General features: G+C 71.1%; 13 protein-coding genes. 6 read left to right on the forward strand and 7 right to left on the reverse strand.

What is annotated here, in order from left to right:
* Window positions 1-74: 74 nt before the first annotated feature.
* The 5 genes from Q0747_RS11525 to Q0747_RS11545 all read right to left on the reverse strand — a co-directional run bounded on the left by Q0747_RS11525 (window position 75) and on the right by Q0747_RS11545 (window position 6,945).
* Window positions 75-1,673, reverse strand: coding sequence for a hypothetical protein (locus Q0747_RS11525; RefSeq protein WP_298254761.1), 1,599 nt, complete (start codon window positions 1,671-1,673; stop codon window positions 75-77).
* A gap of 67 nt (window positions 1,674-1,740) precedes the next feature.
* The gene (locus Q0747_RS11530) at window positions 1,741-2,706 is read right to left on the reverse strand and encodes an NUDIX hydrolase (RefSeq protein ID WP_298254763.1); all 966 of its coding nucleotides are present in this window, start codon (window positions 2,704-2,706) and stop codon (window positions 1,741-1,743) included.
* Window positions 2,706-4,928 carry an RNA degradosome polyphosphate kinase gene (locus tag Q0747_RS11535; RefSeq protein WP_298254765.1) on the reverse strand — a complete coding sequence of 741 codons (2,223 nt, stop codon included), beginning with the start codon at window positions 4,926-4,928 and terminating at the stop codon, window positions 2,706-2,708. Before Q0747_RS11535 ends, Q0747_RS11530 begins: the two co-directional genes overlap by 1 nt.
* 86 nt (window positions 4,929-5,014) lie before the next feature.
* Window positions 5,015-5,971 carry a mycothiol synthase gene (mshD, locus tag Q0747_RS11540; RefSeq protein WP_298254767.1) on the reverse strand — a complete coding sequence of 319 codons (957 nt, stop codon included), beginning with the start codon at window positions 5,969-5,971 and terminating at the stop codon, window positions 5,015-5,017.
* Between the two features lie 266 nt (window positions 5,972-6,237).
* The gene (locus Q0747_RS11545) at window positions 6,238-6,945 is read right to left on the reverse strand and encodes a response regulator transcription factor (RefSeq protein ID WP_298254769.1); all 708 of its coding nucleotides are present in this window, start codon (window positions 6,943-6,945) and stop codon (window positions 6,238-6,240) included.
* A gap of 220 nt (window positions 6,946-7,165) precedes the next feature.
* Between Q0747_RS11545 and Q0747_RS11550 the strand changes: the two genes are divergently transcribed.
* The 4 genes from Q0747_RS11550 (at window position 7,166) to Q0747_RS11565 (ending at window position 10,350) form a co-directional block, all read left to right on the forward strand.
* Window positions 7,166-7,894 carry a hypothetical protein gene (locus tag Q0747_RS11550; protein ID WP_298254770.1) on the forward strand — a complete coding sequence of 243 codons (729 nt, stop codon included), beginning with the start codon at window positions 7,166-7,168 and terminating at the stop codon, window positions 7,892-7,894.
* Between the two features lie 221 nt (window positions 7,895-8,115).
* Window positions 8,116-8,715, forward strand: coding sequence for an FABP family protein (locus tag Q0747_RS11555; RefSeq protein WP_298254772.1), 600 nt, complete (start codon window positions 8,116-8,118; stop codon window positions 8,713-8,715).
* A 79-nt stretch (window positions 8,716-8,794) separates the two neighbouring features.
* A complete protein-coding gene (locus Q0747_RS11560) occupies window positions 8,795-9,883 on the forward strand; it encodes a folate-binding protein YgfZ (RefSeq protein WP_298254774.1) in 1,089 nt (362 codons plus the stop codon).
* Window positions 9,880-10,350, forward strand: a complete 471-nt coding sequence (locus Q0747_RS11565; RefSeq protein ID WP_298254776.1) for an ankyrin repeat domain-containing protein — start codon at window positions 9,880-9,882, stop codon at window positions 10,348-10,350. Before Q0747_RS11560 ends, Q0747_RS11565 begins: the two co-directional genes overlap by 4 nt.
* A 300-nt stretch (window positions 10,351-10,650) precedes the next feature.
* On the opposite strand, the gene Q0747_RS11570 is transcribed toward Q0747_RS11565, so the two are convergent.
* Both Q0747_RS11570 and Q0747_RS11575 read right to left on the reverse strand, forming a co-directional pair.
* The gene (locus Q0747_RS11570; RefSeq protein ID WP_298254778.1) at window positions 10,651-11,385 is read right to left on the reverse strand and encodes a GNAT family N-acetyltransferase; all 735 of its coding nucleotides are present in this window, start codon (window positions 11,383-11,385) and stop codon (window positions 10,651-10,653) included.
* On the reverse strand, window positions 11,382-12,407 hold the full coding sequence (locus Q0747_RS11575; RefSeq protein WP_298254780.1) for a 6-phosphofructokinase: 1,026 nt from the start codon (window positions 12,405-12,407) through the stop codon (window positions 11,382-11,384). The genes Q0747_RS11570 and Q0747_RS11575 overlap by 4 nt, the downstream gene beginning before the upstream one ends.
* A gap of 245 nt (window positions 12,408-12,652) precedes the next feature.
* Here Q0747_RS11575 and Q0747_RS11580 point away from each other — a divergent pair, with 245 nt between their 5' ends.
* Window positions 12,653-13,519: a UbiA family prenyltransferase gene (locus Q0747_RS11580; RefSeq protein ID WP_298254782.1), complete on the forward strand. Its 867-nt coding sequence runs from the start codon at window positions 12,653-12,655 to the stop codon at window positions 13,517-13,519.
* A complete protein-coding gene (locus tag Q0747_RS11585; RefSeq protein WP_298254784.1) occupies window positions 13,516-14,946 on the forward strand; it encodes an NAD(P)/FAD-dependent oxidoreductase in 1,431 nt (476 codons plus the stop codon). Before Q0747_RS11580 ends, Q0747_RS11585 begins: the two co-directional genes overlap by 4 nt.
* Window positions 14,947-14,957: the final 11 nt, after the last annotated feature.

Consider the following 14,957-nt stretch of genomic DNA (forward strand, 5'->3'; position numbering starts at 1 on the left):
GCGCAGCAGGTCCTCGTACGGCGTGGGGAGGGGAGTGTTCACCCGGACAGTCTAGCGATCGGCGGGACAGGTGCTCACGACGCCGACACCTGCTCCGGAGCCACCGGGCGCCTGGCTCCGGGTGACCTCACGGGCAGCACCGCGACGACGACGGCGGCGAGGAACAGGGCGATCACGAGGGCGCTGAGCTGGCCCGCTCCCGGAGAATAGGGCACTGCCTGCATGAGGGCGTCGTCCGGCACCAGGGCCGCACGATTGTCCGAGAGGACGAAGGCAGCGAGGGCGAGCATGCCGGAGACGGTCATGAGCAGGGTGCGCGCCGCCACCGCCGCGCGCAGGGACCGGTCCTCGGTCTCGGAAGCTAGACGCAGCCGAGGCCGGGTCAGCGTGAGAAACAGCACGGCGACGGAGCCGGTCAGGAGCAGGGCGAAGGACACCCACCAGGGAGCGGTCAGGGTCGACGCACCCGGCAGCGACCCCACCCAGAGCGCCAGCCAGGCCGTGCCGATCACCATCACGAGTGCCGGGACGCCGAGCGCAAGGAGCGCCGCCGGCAGTCGCGGCCGGACGCGCTGAGCCGACGGCAGCCCGTGGTTCCGCAGCAGGATCACCTCGGCCCACAGCTGGACACCGAGGAACGCGAGATAGGCAACGGTCAGCATGCCGAGCTGCAGCGGGCCACCCAGTGGCACACCGAGGGAGAACAGCAGCGGCACGACGCCGAGACACCACACCGCGTAGCCGATGCGTTGCCCGCTGCCGACCAGGCTCCGGGCTCGTGGGAGCGACCCGGCGGGTGCCGGGGGCCGGTCCGCGTCGGGGAGGTGGGGAGGCTCGAAGCGTGGCCGGGCCGCGATGACCATGAGGAGGGTCGTCACCGAGAGAAGTCCCACTCCGAAGCGGAGAGGGTCCCAGGCCGGCCCTGCGCTCGGCGGAGCCGCGAACTCCAGGCAGGCGCCCACCACCAGCACCGTGACCAGGGCCGTGGTCCGCAGCAGGCGGTTGACGAACACGCCGCGCATGATGATGTCCTCCATCTGCGTGAGGGCGGCCACACGCCGACGGCGCACGATCACCTGCAGGGTCAGGACCACGCCGACGATCAGCATGGTGTAGGAGATGCCGGCGATCGAGGCGAAGTAGGGTCCCGGGACGCGCGAGGTGGAGGGGGCGAACCCCCCGACCGGAGCGTCCTGCGGGTCGAGGGGGGAAACGGGCACCGTCAGGGCGATCGCGGCGAAGCCGACCAGCACCAGCATCCCCGTGAACGCCGTCAGGTAGCGCGGCAGGTACTCGCGCACGTGCCTCGCCCTCCGGTCGGCGTCGTGATCTCCGGCGCATCGCGGACCGGTGAACTGCGCGATCAGATAGATGCCGACGATCGAGAGGAGGGGCGTCAGGGTGTCGGTCAGGTCCAGGGAGAACACTGCACCCCGGGCTGCCCCGGACGCAGGCGGCCAGGGCGTGGCCAACGCGTGCAGGGGTGGGGGCCCGAGGACGCCACCGGCCGCGAGGGCGAGGAAGGCCGCCACCATCGCATGGCGCCTGGCCGCGCGCATCGGGGGTCTCTCCGGTCGGCCGGTGCGGAGCGCCAGGCGAAGCACCGCGTACACCGGGAGGGCGCCTATGAGGAGATCCACGCCCGTCGACACGACAATCCCGGTTGTGGTCATCGTCTCTCCCCCCCGGATGCTCCCCCAAGCTTTCGACACCGGCAGTGCGGCGTCAAGCCCCGAGGCTCTAGTCGTCGTACGCCCGGTACTGCTCCACGGACACGATCCGCCCGGGGTCGGCGCTGCTGACCTGGCAGATCAGGGCCTCGCCGGGCGCCAGATAGGGGTCCTCGGTGGGAAGGAGGGCCCGCAGGCGCTTCGTCAGGTGGTCCTCCAGGACGTCGAAGACCAGCGGCAGGACGGGGCGGTGCGTGCAGATCGCCACGGGACGGCGCTTGTCGAGCACGCGCTCGACGGCGGCCCTGGTCCGTCCGGGCTTCCGCGCGGCGTCGCGCTCGGTCAGGGCGTCCACGAGCTTGAGCTTGGCGCTGCGCCGGTTCACATAGGGCGAGACGGTCTGGACGCAGCGCACCCACGGACTGCTGATCACCCGCTCCGGATTCCACGCCTGCAGCAGGCGGCTCACCGCGACGGACTGCCGCCTGCCGGTGGCTGCGAGCGGGCGGTCGCCCTCGGCCAGGCTCCAGGAGGAGCGGGGTTTCGCCTTCGCGTGCCGCACCACGATCACCGGCCACGTCTGGAGGTCGTCGGAGTCGTGCGCCTCGACGAGGGCGTCCAGGGGTTCGACGTCGGAGGGGTTGCTCAGCATGGTGCGGGCCTTCTGCGGGGTCACCCACTCCACGCGGTCGACCTCCTTGCCGTCCGGGACGGGGGAGAGGCGCCGGATGCCTGCCGCCCAGTACTGGACGACCTTCTCCCCCGAGTTCACCGCATACCGGATCGTCGCGAGCGGGATCCCAAGCTCGACCTGGAGACCCACCTCCTCGAAGGTCTCGCGGACCGCGCACTCCGGCGTGGTCTCGCCCTCGTCGAGCTTGCCCTTGGGCCAGGACCAGTCCCCGTAGCGCGGCCGGTGGATGAGCAGGACCTCGAGCCGACTCTTCTCGATCCGCCAGCACAGGGTGCCGGCAGCGATCACGGCGGGGTCGCCCGACGGCATGCCGGAGGCCGGGTCTTTCGTCGAGGAGGCCATCAGCGGCGCGACACCGCTTGCTGACGGGTCCTGGAGGCGAGCAGCCACGACTGGATGTCCTCGAGGGGCACGCCCTCGTCGTCGCGGTGGTGACGGGTCCAGCACCCGGTCTCGTCGAGGTGCCAGCTGGAGACGGACGGATCCATGTAGCGGTCCATGAGATTCATCAGGTAGGAGATGTCCTCCGGGGCGCTGAGCTGTACCAGGGCCTCGACCCGGCGGTCCAGGTTGCGGTGCATCATGTCGGCCGAGCCGATGAAGACCGCCGGCTCACCCCCGTTCGCGAAGGCGAAGACCCGTGAGTGCTCCAGGAAGCGGCCGAGGACTGAGCGTACCGTCACGTTCTCGCTCAGGCCGGGAACACCGGGGCGCACGGAGCAGATGCCGCGCACGATCACGTCCACCGCGACGCCGGCCTGCGAGGCGCGGTACAGCGAATCGATGATCGCCTCGTCCACGATGGAGTTGACCTTGATCACCACACGCGCCGGCAGACCCGCCCGGCTGTTCGTGATCTCCTGCTCGATCCGCTCCATCAGGCCCGAGCGGACGGACCGCGGCGCCACGAGGAGCCGCTTGAAGGTGGACTTCGGTGCGTACCCGGAGAGCTGGTTGAACAGGCGCGACAGGTCCAGGCCCACCTGGTCGTTCGCGGTGAGCAGGCCCAGGTCCTCGTAGTACCTCGCGGTGCGCGGGTGGTAGTTGCCCGTGCCGATGTGGCAGTACCGCCGCAGCCCGTTGATCTCCTGCCGCACCACGAGCGAGAGCTTGCAGTGCGTCTTCAGGCCCACGATCCCGTACACCACGTGGACGCCGGCCTGCTCGAGCTTCCGTGCCCAGGAGATGTTGGCCTGCTCGTCGAAGCGCGCCTTGATCTCCACCAGGGCCAGGACCTGCTTGCCCGCCTCGGCGGCGTCGATCAGCGCGTCGACGATGGGGGAGTCGCCCGACGTCCGGTAGAGCGTCTGCTTGATGGCCTGGACCTTGGGGTCGGCTGCGGCCTGCTCGAGGAAGGCCTGGACCGACGTCGAGAAGGAGTCGTACGGGTGGTGCAGCAGGATGTCCCGGCGGCGCATGGCGGCGAAGACGTTGGCGGCCTTGGAGGTCTCGCTCTCGTTCAGGTGCCGGCTCGTGTGCGGGACGTGCTTGGGGTAGTGCAGGTCGCCGCGGTCGATCGCGGCGATGACGCTGAGACCGCGCAGGTCCAGCGGGGCCGGGAGGGCGTAGACCTCGTCCTCCTCCACCCCGAGCTCGCGGGAGAGCAGCGCGCGGATGCTCGGGTTGATGTCCGTCGTCACCTCGAGGCGGACCGGCGGGCCGAACCGGCGGCGCAGCAGTTCCTTCTCGAGGGCCTGGAGCAGGTTCTCGGCGTCGTCCTCCTCGACCTCGAGGTCCTCGTTGCGCGTGACCCGGAACAGGTGGTGCTCGAGCACCTCCATCCCGGGGAAGAGCTGGTCGAGGTGGACGGCGATGACCTCCTCGAGCGGGATGAAGCGCGCGATCCGTCCGGCGACGTTCCCCGCACGGGGCCCGTCGACGGACACCAGGCGCGGGAGCTGGTCGGGGACCTTCAGGCGCGCGAAGAGCTCCTTCTCGCTGATCGGGTTGCGCACCACGACGGCGAGATTCAGCGACAGTCCGGAGATGTAGGGGAAGGGGTGCGCAGGGTCCACGGCGAGCGGCGTGAGGATCGGGAAGACCTTCTCGGCGAACATCGTGTGCAGATCGGCCCGCGCTGCGTCGTCCAGCTCGTCCCACGAGGTGAGGTGGATCTGCTCCTGGGCGAGGGCGGGGCGGATGTGCTCGGTGAACACGGCGGCGTGGCGCTGCTGCAGCACGTAGCCGTCGTGCATGATCTTCTCGAGCTGCTCGATGGGGCTGAGCCCGGCGGCCGAGGGCACGGCGAGTCCGGTGGCGATGCGCCGCTTCAGCCCTGCCACGCGCACCATGAAGAACTCGTCGAGGTTCGACGCGAAGATGGACAGGAAGTTGATGCGCTCGAGCAGATAGAGATTCGGGTCCTCGGCCAGTTCGAGGACCCGGGCGTTGAAGTCCAGCCAGCTGATCTCGCGGTCCAGGAAACGGTCCGGGCCGACCTCTCCCTCGGGCACGAGGCTCGGCGGGAAGTCCGGGATGTCGATGCGGTCCTGGGTGGCCCGCGCGGGGGTCGATTCGGACGAGCCGTACAGCGACGCGGTGCGGCGGGTGGTCTTCGAATCCATTGCGTCTCCTCCAGCAGCGGGCACGGGCAGGGCGGGTCTCCTGCTCCGAACGGCAGGGGCGCCCCGATGAAACACTACAAGGTGGCTCAGGCCGCCTTGCCGGCGTACATCACGTCCACGTCCCAGCGCGTGAACCCGAGCTTCCGGTACAGCGCGACGGCGGCCGTGTTGTCCGCGTCCACGTACAGCATGATCGCCTGCAGCCCGGCGCCGTGCAGATGCTCGATGCCCGCGATCGTGAGGGCCTTGCCGAGTCCCGTGCCCTGCGCGTCCGGCGCCACGCCCACCACGTAGACCTCACCCATCGCCGCCCGGTCACCGGTTCCCGCGTGGATCTTCGTCCAGTGGAAGCCCAGCAGCCGTCCGTCCTCCTCGCTGACGGCGAGCAGGAAGCCGTCGGCGTCGAACCAGTCCTCGTCCATGCGTGCCTCGAGGTCCGCGCGGGTGGTGGCGCCCTGTTCCGGATGGTCCGCGAAGGCGGCCGCATTGGTGGCCAGCCACGCGTCCTCGTCCTGCCCGCGGACGAAGGACCTGAGGGCCACGCCCGCGGGCAACCGGAGCGCGGGCACCGATTCCTCGACGGCGGCGCGGGTCAGGCGCATGCGCCACAGCTCGCGGACCGGCTCGAAGCCGAAGCGCTCGGCGAGGTCCGCCGCGGCCGAGTGGTTGCCGTGCGACCAGCCGCGCAGATCGCTGATGCCCTCCCCGAGGACCCCCTCGATGAGCGCCGTCCCGGCTCCCTCGCCGCGGCAGTCCGGCCCGACGACGAGTTCGAGGACCGCTGCGTCCTCGCCCCGGGTGATCACGGCGACCCCTGCGAGGTCGCTGTCCTCGTGGCCCGCGACGCGCGCGGTCAGGACCAGCAGCCGCTCCCCGGCCTCACGGTCGCGGAGCGTCACGAGTGTCTGCTCGGACAAGGGACGATTGCCGTCCGACTCGGCGGCCGCGGAGGCGAGATCCAGGATCTCCCCGAGGACGGCCTGCTCCGGTGCGCCGGAGATCCTGTCGATGGACCAGGTGTGAGCATGCTGCGCGGTCGTCATGCGCCCAGCCTAGTCCCCGCGCCGCGGCACCGGTTTGGCCCGTGGCCGCGGCTGCGGTAGTGTCGTGAACTGCTCGAGGGGGATGCACCAGTGGGGTGCCCGCGATACGTTCGACCCGTATGTCCTCCACCACGAAACCGGTTCGTCCGGTCATGAAGCCCCCGCCCGCCGGCGGGGGCTTCGTCGTGTCCGGGGTGGGTGTTCGGATTCCGGCCCGTGTCCGGGCCCGGTCGGTGAAGCCCCATCCGTGAGCGGACCGACGTTTGTCAGGCGTCCTGCCCCACCGCCGTGCGTTCCTCGCCCGAGCGGTTGCGCGTGAACCTGTACCCGACGTTGCGCACGGTGCCGATCAGCTGCTCGTGGTCGGCTCCGAGCTTCGCGCGCAGGCGCCGCACGTGCACATCGACCGTGCGTGAGCCGCCGTAGTAGTCATAGCCCCAGACCTCCTGGAGAAGCTGGTCGCGCGTGAACACCCGTCCCGGATGCTGCACGAGGTACTTCAGGAGCTCGAACTCCTTGTACGTCAGATTCAGGGGTTCCCCGTCCACCTTCGCGGTGTAGCCGACGTCGTCGACCACGACGCCGGAGGCACGGATGGCGGTGTCGGTCTCCCTCACCGCGGCCCGGGAGCGCCCGATGGCCAGCCGCAGCCGGGCCTCCACCTCGGCCGGACCGGCCGAGTCCAGCACGACGTCGTCCGCTTCCCAGGCCGCCGTCACCGCAGCCAGGCCGCCCTCGGTGAGCACGAGGACGAGCGGTGCGCCCGGTCCCGTGGCCCGGAGGAGCAGTGTCAGGGACCGCGCACCGCGCAGGTCCTCGCGGGCGTCCACCAGCACGACGTCGCAGGGTTCGGTGGTCAGGAGCGCCGCGGGCTCCGCGGGAAGGATGTGCACCCTGTGGTCGAGCAGTTCGAGCGCGGGGAGGACGTCGACGGAGGATCCGGTGCTGTTGGTGAGCATGAGGATGTGCGGCATGGGTCCTCCATGGATCAGGAGTGCACGGGTCGGGTGTGCAGGGATCAGGAGTGCGCATCATCGGGCAACGGCGTCGTCCTGCCCGGTGAGAAGCGGGACACGCTCCCACGAGTATAGACGCCGGCGTGTGACGTACCCCACGCCGCAGTCCGCCGGCGGGGAGCGGATGGTCCCTTGCCCCCTGCGCGTAGGGCAGTATTGCAGGGTGAAGAGGACGAGTGTGGCAGTCGCGGCAGCCGGAGCCACCGCCCTGGTGGTTGCGGCGTCGTACCTCTCGCTGACCGCTGTGGCGCTCTCGGTGGGAGCCCTGTGCGTCCTCGCCGCCATCGGTTGGACCCATCTCCTCGGCGTGCCGGCGCGCAAGAGCCAGTCCGCGGCGATCGGGCTCAGCGCACTCCTCGCCGTGAGCCTCACCGCTCTCGTCCCGGCTCCGTCCTTCCTGGCATGGTTCCCCGCCTGCGTGGCGCTCGGCGTCGGGGCCGTCTTCATGATCCAGCTCGTGCGGGGTACGGGCCAGAGTTTCCGCCTCGAGTCGACGCTCGGGGCCAGCTCCGGGGTGGTCGCCGTGGGGATGGGCTCGGGCTGGGTCGCCACCGAGCGACTGACCGCCAACGCCACCGATTCAGGCATGACGCTCGTGACCGGCGTCAGCATCCTGGTGGCCATCGCCGTGTCCCTCCTGCCGTTCCCGGACCGCCTCATCGCTCCTGCCGCCGTCGCCCTCGCCGCTCTCGCGGGCCCCCTGGGTGCCCTGCTCTTCACCGATGTGCCGGCGCTCGCCGCGGCCGTCGTGGGTCTGGTCTGCGGTGCGGTGATCGCCGCGACCCGGCGGCTCCTCGTGGCGCGAGGGACGCCGCTGCCGGTGCTGGCCGCGGTCTCCGCGGGTCTCACCCCCGTGCTCGCCGTCGGCGCCGTCGTCTACTTCCTCGACGGTCTCTTCCTCGCCTGAGGAGCTCCCGCGTGGCCCGCACCGGGGGAGGGCGGCGCCCGGGACATCCGTTGCCGCGCTGTCGGAGGTGCACGTTAGGATGACAGCATGTCCATCCTCGCTCTTGAAATCTTCTTCATCTCGCTGCTGGTCGTCGCCGGTCTCGGCATGGCGGGTTTCGCAGCCCTCGTGATCGCCCGCCTGTACAAGGGCCAGAAGTAGCCGGTCGGCCCGGACTCCCCATGTCGATCGATCTACCCACCGACCTCACGCCCGAGCTCGTCCCCCTGTCCTGGCTGCTCGGGACCTGGGAGGGTACGGGCATGCTCGGTGAAGGGACCGCAGGATCGGAACGCTTCTTCCAGCGGGTCGAATTCACCCAGAACGGCCTGCCCTATCTCCGGTACAGCGCCGAATCATGGCTCGTGGACGAGCACGACGTACACCTGCGGCCGCTGTCCGTCGAGACGGGCTTCTGGGCGCTCGACCGCAAGCTGAACGACGCCGACGTCGGACCGGGGCTGAGGCCCGCCGACATGGTGCCGGCCCTGAAGACGGCCGACGAGGTGGAGCAGTTCCGCAACGATGCCGGGGGCTTCGACATCACGGCCACCGTCGTCCACCCCGGCGGTATCGCGGAGCTGTACTACGGGAGCATCAAGGGTCCGCAGGTCCAGCTCAGCACCGACCTCGTGATGCGCGGACAGCAGTCCAAGGAGTACACCGCCGCCACCCGCCTGTTCGGCCTCGTGGAGGGCGATCTCTACTGGCGCTGGGACGTCGCGGCCGACGGCGGATCCCTCGAGGCCCACGCCTCCGCGATCCTGCGCAAGGCCTCCTGACCGCAGCGGGCGCAGGACCTCCCGGGCTCCCGGGCCGGCGGCCGGAGGAATAGTCCCTCCCATAAGGCGTTATACGGATATGACCTCACAGAGCCCATTCCTGGAACGTCCCGGCGCCGTGGCCGGCGGTGGGGCCGATTCCGGCGTCGCCTCCCACTACGGCGACCCCTTCCGAGAGCAGCGGCTCCTCGCCGACGGACAGGCGGTGGTGGATCTCTCCCAGCGCGGCGTGGTCACCATCTCCGGTCCTGACCGGCTCAGCTGGCTCAACACCCTCTCCTCCCAGCTGCTCCTCGGCCTGCAGCCGGGGCAGGGCTCGGAGACGCTGCTGCTCACCGTGCAGGGCAGGATCGAGCACTGGGCCCACGTGGTGGACGACGGCGCCACCACCTGGCTGATCACCGAGGGCGGCGAGGCAGCCCCGATGGCCGGCTGGCTGGACAGGATGAAGTTCACGCTGCGCGTCGAGGTGACCGATGTGTCGCAGGACTGGTCGGTGCTCGGTGCCACGCGCGCCCTGCCCGGTCTCGGCGACACGGTCGTGTGGGAGGACCCGTGGCCGTCCGTCGGGGTGGGTGGATACGCCTACTCGGGCGTCGCCGACGACGAGCACCCCGGTGCGGAGCGGCCGTGGTTCGAGTACCTCGTACCCCGCGACGGCGTCGAGGACGCCGTGAGCTCGACGGGTCTGGCGCTCGCCGGTACCCTCGCGGCCGAGGCCCTCCGGGTCGCCGCATGGCGCCCCCGTCCGGGCTTCGAGACCGACGAGAAGACCATCCCGCACGAACTCGATCTGATGCGCACCGCGGTCCACCTCGCGAAGGGCTGCTACAAGGGGCAGGAGACCATCGCGCGGGTCCACAACCTGGGGCATCCACCCCGCCGCCTGACGTTCCTCCACCTCGACGGCAGCCAGCACACCCTGCCCGCCGGAGGGAGTGCCGTCGTCGTCGAGGGACGCACCGTGGGCAGGGTCACCTCCGTGGCGCACCACTACGAGATGGGCCCGATCGCTCTCGCCGTCCTCAAGCGGTCCGTCGATCCGGCGGCCGCACTGCTCGTGCAGGACGGCGAGGAGACCTACGCCGCCGCGCAGGAGGTCATCGTCACCCCGGATGCCGGCCAGGTCGTGGGCCGGGCCACCGGCTTCCTGCGGGCACCGCGATGAGCGCCGGGAACGACGGCGTGACCGGCGAGGACAACGGCGCGGCCGGGAGAAACCGCGCGACCGGGACCACCAGCACGACCGAGAACGACGACGCCGCAGCGGCCATCGCCCTGGCCCACGCCCTCTTCGATGCCGCCCGGAACGGGGACAGCGGCATGCTGGTGCGGTATCTCGACGCCGGGGTGCCGATCACCCTGACGACGGCGGCCGGGGACAGCCTCCTCATGCTCGCGGCCTACAACGGACATGCGGCGATCGTCGAGGACCTCCTCCGCCGCGGCTCCGCCGTCGATCAGGCGAACGACCGCGGTCAGACGCCCCTCGCCGGCGCGGTGTTCAAGGGCTACACGGACGTGGTGGAGCTGCTGGCGGCGGCCGGGGCGGACCCCGACGCGGGGACGCCTTCTGCCCGCGCCACGGCGGAGATGTTCGGCCGGACCGAGATGGTGGAGCTCTTCGACCGGTAGCTCTCACGTCTGCCGCGCGGGGTCTGTGCCGCCGTCGTGGTGATTGTTCCGCCGCGGGTGCGGCCTCGAACTGCTGCGGCCTCGAATTGGTGCGACCTCGAACTGCTGCGACCTCGAACCGATACGGCGTCGAACGGTACACATCCGGGGAGATTGCCCGAGCAGGGATGCCAATGCCCGGTGTGTCGCGTCCCGACACGCGCTTGAGGGCACCGAAGACCCCGGATCTATGACGCTCCAGGGCACCGAAGACCCCGCACCGGCACCGAAGACTCCGGACCGGCGCATCCCGTACCGGGCTCAGTCCCGGGGCAGGGCCACCGACGTCTGGGTGCCCGCGTACGCGAAGCCCGCCCTGCGCGCCGTCCGCTGGGATGCGGTGTTGTCGGTGCGGGCACGCCACTGGGGCACGAGCCCGGCGGCCATCGCCTCCTCGACCGCGACGGCGGTGATGCGTTGCGCGTAACCCCTGCCCCGCTTGTCCGGCGGCGTGAGGACTGCCATGTGTGCCAGGATGCCTTCCCAGAGGTCGTACCCCGCGCCGGCCAGCGGCGTCGGTGAGGCGTCGTCCTCCGGAGTGTCCTCGCCCAGGAGGACGACGGCGTTCTCCATCCGCGCGAGGTTCGCCTCGGCGACGTCGTCGGGCGGGCACCGCTGCTCGAGCGCACGGACGAGGGCCGCCTCGGAGGACACGACGGCCGGCGCCCCCTCCAGGTGAGGCAGTGTGTCGCAGAAATAGAGCTGGGCCTCCCCGAGTCCCCGGCCCCCGTGGTCGCGGCTGAGGGCGAGCAGCGTGGAGTGCTGCCTCAGCTCGGCTCCCGGGAGGTCCCGGGCGGCGTCCACGGCCCAGCCGGGGCCGGAGAGGATCTCCCGGCCGAAGAGGGTCACGAAGGTCAGCACCGTGGCGTCGTCGTCGGCATGCCGGAGCCGGTCCGTGCTGCCGTCGCCGAGCGCGTCGTCGTCGAGCCCCAGCAGCCTGGCCCAGGCGAAGCGGACGATGGCCACCGTGCCGGTCTCGAGCTCCAGCTCGCTCATCCGAACAGGATCGCGGCTTCGTCGTAGCGGTGCTGCGGGACCCGCTTGAGGTTCCCGAGCGCCGCCTCGAAGCCCACGTGGACGATCTCGGTGCCCTCCAGCGCAACCATGGTGCCCCAGAGTCCGTCCATGACGGAGTCGACCGCCGCCATGCCCAGGCGCGTGGCCAGGACGCGGTCGAACGACGACGGCACGCCGCCGCGCTGGATGTGGCCCAGGATCGTGGCGCGGGTCTCGATACCGGTACGGGCCTCGATCTCGGGGGCGAGCTGCTCCGCGATACCGCCCAGCCGGGGGCGGCCGAAGGTGTCGAGCCCGCGCTCGGAGTGCGCCTGCTCCAGGTGCGAGGGCACGAACCCCTCGGCGACGACGACGAGGGGAGCGCGCCCGCGGGAGTTCGCCATGGACACCCACTCGGTGATCTGCTCGATGCTGGTCCGCTGCTCGGGCATCAGGATGGCGTGGGCGCCGGAGGCCATGCCCGCGTGCAGGGCGATCCAGCCGACATGGCGGCCCATGACCTCGGCGATCATGCAGCGGCTGTGGGACTCACCCGTGGTGCGCAGCCTGTCGATCGCCTCGGTGGCGATCTGCACGGCGGTGTCGAACCCGAACGTGTAGTCGGTGGCGTCGAGGTCGTTGTCGACGGTCTTGGGCACGCCCACGATCTTCAGCCCGAGATCCGTGAGGCGCTTCGCCGCAGCCAGGGTCCCCTCACCACCGATCGCGATGATCGCGTCGATGCCCAGGCGCTCCAGGTTCGCGGCGATGGCCTCTGCGCCGCCGTTCCCCTCGAAGGGGTTGGTCCTGGACGTGCCGAGGATGGTGCCGCCCTGCTTGGAGATACCGCGCACCGCGTGACGGGGCAGGTCGATGACGTCGCCCTCGACCACGCCCCGCCAGCCGTCGCGGAAGCCGACGAACTCCTGGTCGTGCACCTTGATGCCCTTGAGCACGGCGCCGCGGATGACGGCGTTCAGTCCGGGGCAGTCGCCCCCGCTGGTGAGGATTCCGATCTTCATGTGTCCTGGTTCCTTACGACGAGGTTGGGTCCATCGCGAGCACGCCGTCGGGCCCACCCACGAGTCTAGACTCAGCGGTCGCCGCGCTCCCCGGGGGCCCGGCCGCCGGTGCGGACCGACCGCACCGGCGGCGTCCTGCGGGTGCTCCGGCGTCGGCGGGAGCACGTAGGCTGGTGCCATCCTGCGCACGGGGGACCGAGGTCCCCACGCGCGCGTGCCCAGCCCGTCCGAGGAGGACATCGACCGTGCCCCAGGCAGGTTCCGCGCCGGCAGCGCTGCGCATGGTCCACATCTCCAGGCCGGTGCTGTGGATCAACGCCCTGGGGACCGGCGTGATCGGGCTCTGGCTCACCGGGAGCCTGTGGCGGGCCGACGCCCTGGTGCTCCTGATCTGGCTGACGCTGCCGTTCAACCTGCTCATCTACGGCGTGAACGACATCTTCGACCAGGACACCGACGCCCTCAACCCCCGCAAGGGCTCCCTCGAGGGCGCCCTGATCAGGGCCACCGAGGTGCGCGCCATCTGGATCTCGGTGCTCGTGGCCAACGTGCCGTTCCTGGTCTGGTTCGCCCTGACGCTGCCCCCGGCGGCCCTGGCCTGGATCGCGGCCTACGCTCTCGTCTTCGTCTTCTACTCCGCACCGCCCCTGCGCTTCAAGGCCCGCCCCTATCTCGATTCGATCAGCAACGCGGCCTACGCCTTCCCGCTCGTCATCGTGCCCTACGCGCTCGGGGACGCTCCGGTGTGGGCGGCTGCCCTCGGCCTCATGGCCTGGAGTGCCGCGAAGCACACGTTCGACGCCGTCCAGGACATCGACGAGGACAGATCGGTGGGGATCACGACGACGGCGGTCCGGCTGGGCGCCCGCGGCGTCGTCGCCTGGAGCGGTGCATGGTGGCTCGCGTCCACCGTCTGCTTCGCGCTCGTCAACATCCCGGTCGCCGTGGTCAACGCGGTGATCGCCGGAGGCCTGCTGCTCGCCCTGTCCCGGGATCCCCGGCCCGAGACCGGGCACCGCCTGTACCGGTACTCCATCGCGTTCCCGTACGTGGCCGGGACGGTCGCCGGGGTCCAGCTCGTCGTCGCCCTCACCCTGGATCTGCTGCCGTGAGCCGCGTCGTCGTCGTCGGCGGGGGGATCGGCGGTCTCACGGCCGCCGCGCTGCTGGGACGTGCCGGGCACCGCGTGACCGTGCTGGAGGCAGCGGACCGCGTGGGCGGCAAGAGTCGCCGCATCGACCTGGCGGGGCAGCGGGCCGACACCGGTCCGTCCCTGTTCACGTTCCCGGGCGTCTGGGACGAGCTCCTGCGCCGGCTCGATGCCGCAGGGCCGCGGGGCGCACGGAGCGCCGCGGAGGTCGCGGATCTGCGCCTGGAACGGCTCGCGGAGGTCGGGACCTACTTCTACCGTGGCGAGCAGTGCTCGCTGCCCGTCCCCGAGGGCCACCCCTGGCACGCGGCCTGGACCCGTTTCGCCGCCGAGCACGGCATCCTCGGTCCGGACGTGGCCCGGTTGCTGACCACCGGCCCGCTGGAGGCGGGCTCGTACCCGGCGCTCGCACGGCTGGCGGGCCTGTACGGTCCGCGGCTGACCACGCGCAGCTACCTGGACAGCCTCGCCTGGCTGCCCGACGGGCTGCGGGAGGTCATCGCCATCCACACCCTCAACGCCGGGGTCAGCCCCACCCGCACACCGGCGCTCTATGCCAGCATGCCGGCGATCATGGCCCACGACGGCGTCTGGATCCCGGAGGGTGGCATCTTCGAACTGGTGCTGGCCCTCGAACGGATCGCGCTCGACGCCGGTGTGGAGATCCGGACCTCGGAATCGGCGCAGCGCATCGGGCGGCACCGGGTGGTGACGCACCGGGGCACCTACCCGGCGGACGCCGTTGTCAGTGGCCTCGACGCGCACCGCCTGGCAGGCCTGCTGGGTGGCCGCGCGTCCAGGACGCCGCGGAAGCTCACCTGCTCCGCCGTCGGGATCTACGCGGTGCTGTCCCGGCCCCTGCCGGCGGGCACGGCGCGTCACGGCGTGATCATGCCCGACGACCCCGCGGAGCTCTACGCGGCCCTCGAGGCGGGCAGGGAGCCCGAGCAGACCATGGCCTTCGCCAACTACTACCCGGCCCACGAGGTGTATCCGAACGCGTCGGCCACCCTGGCGCTGCTCCTCACCGCTCCGGGCAACGGCCGGACCTACTCCCTCGAGGACCCGTTCGTGCGGCGCGAACTCGAGCGGACCACACGCGTGCTGGGGCTGCAGGAGCCCCTCGAGGACCATTTCGCGTCCCACGAGATCCTCGACCCCGGGTATTTCGGCGAGCGCGGCTCCGCCGGAGGTGCCCTGTACGGGGCGGTGCACCCGGTGTGGATGAGTGGCCCGTTCCACGTGCCGCCCTACGCGGACCCGCTGCGCCCCTGGCTCTGGCGGGTCGGAGCCTCGGTGCATCCGGGTGGGGGCCTGCCCGCGGTGCTCGGCGGAGCGATGATGTCCACGCAGAAGCTCCTGGCCGGGCTCGGCCCCGCCGTGCGCTGAGCGCGAGCGGC

It is taken from the genome of uncultured Arthrobacter sp. (assembly GCF_947493765.1).
GTDB lineage: Bacteria > Actinomycetota > Actinomycetes > Actinomycetales > Micrococcaceae > Arthrobacter_D.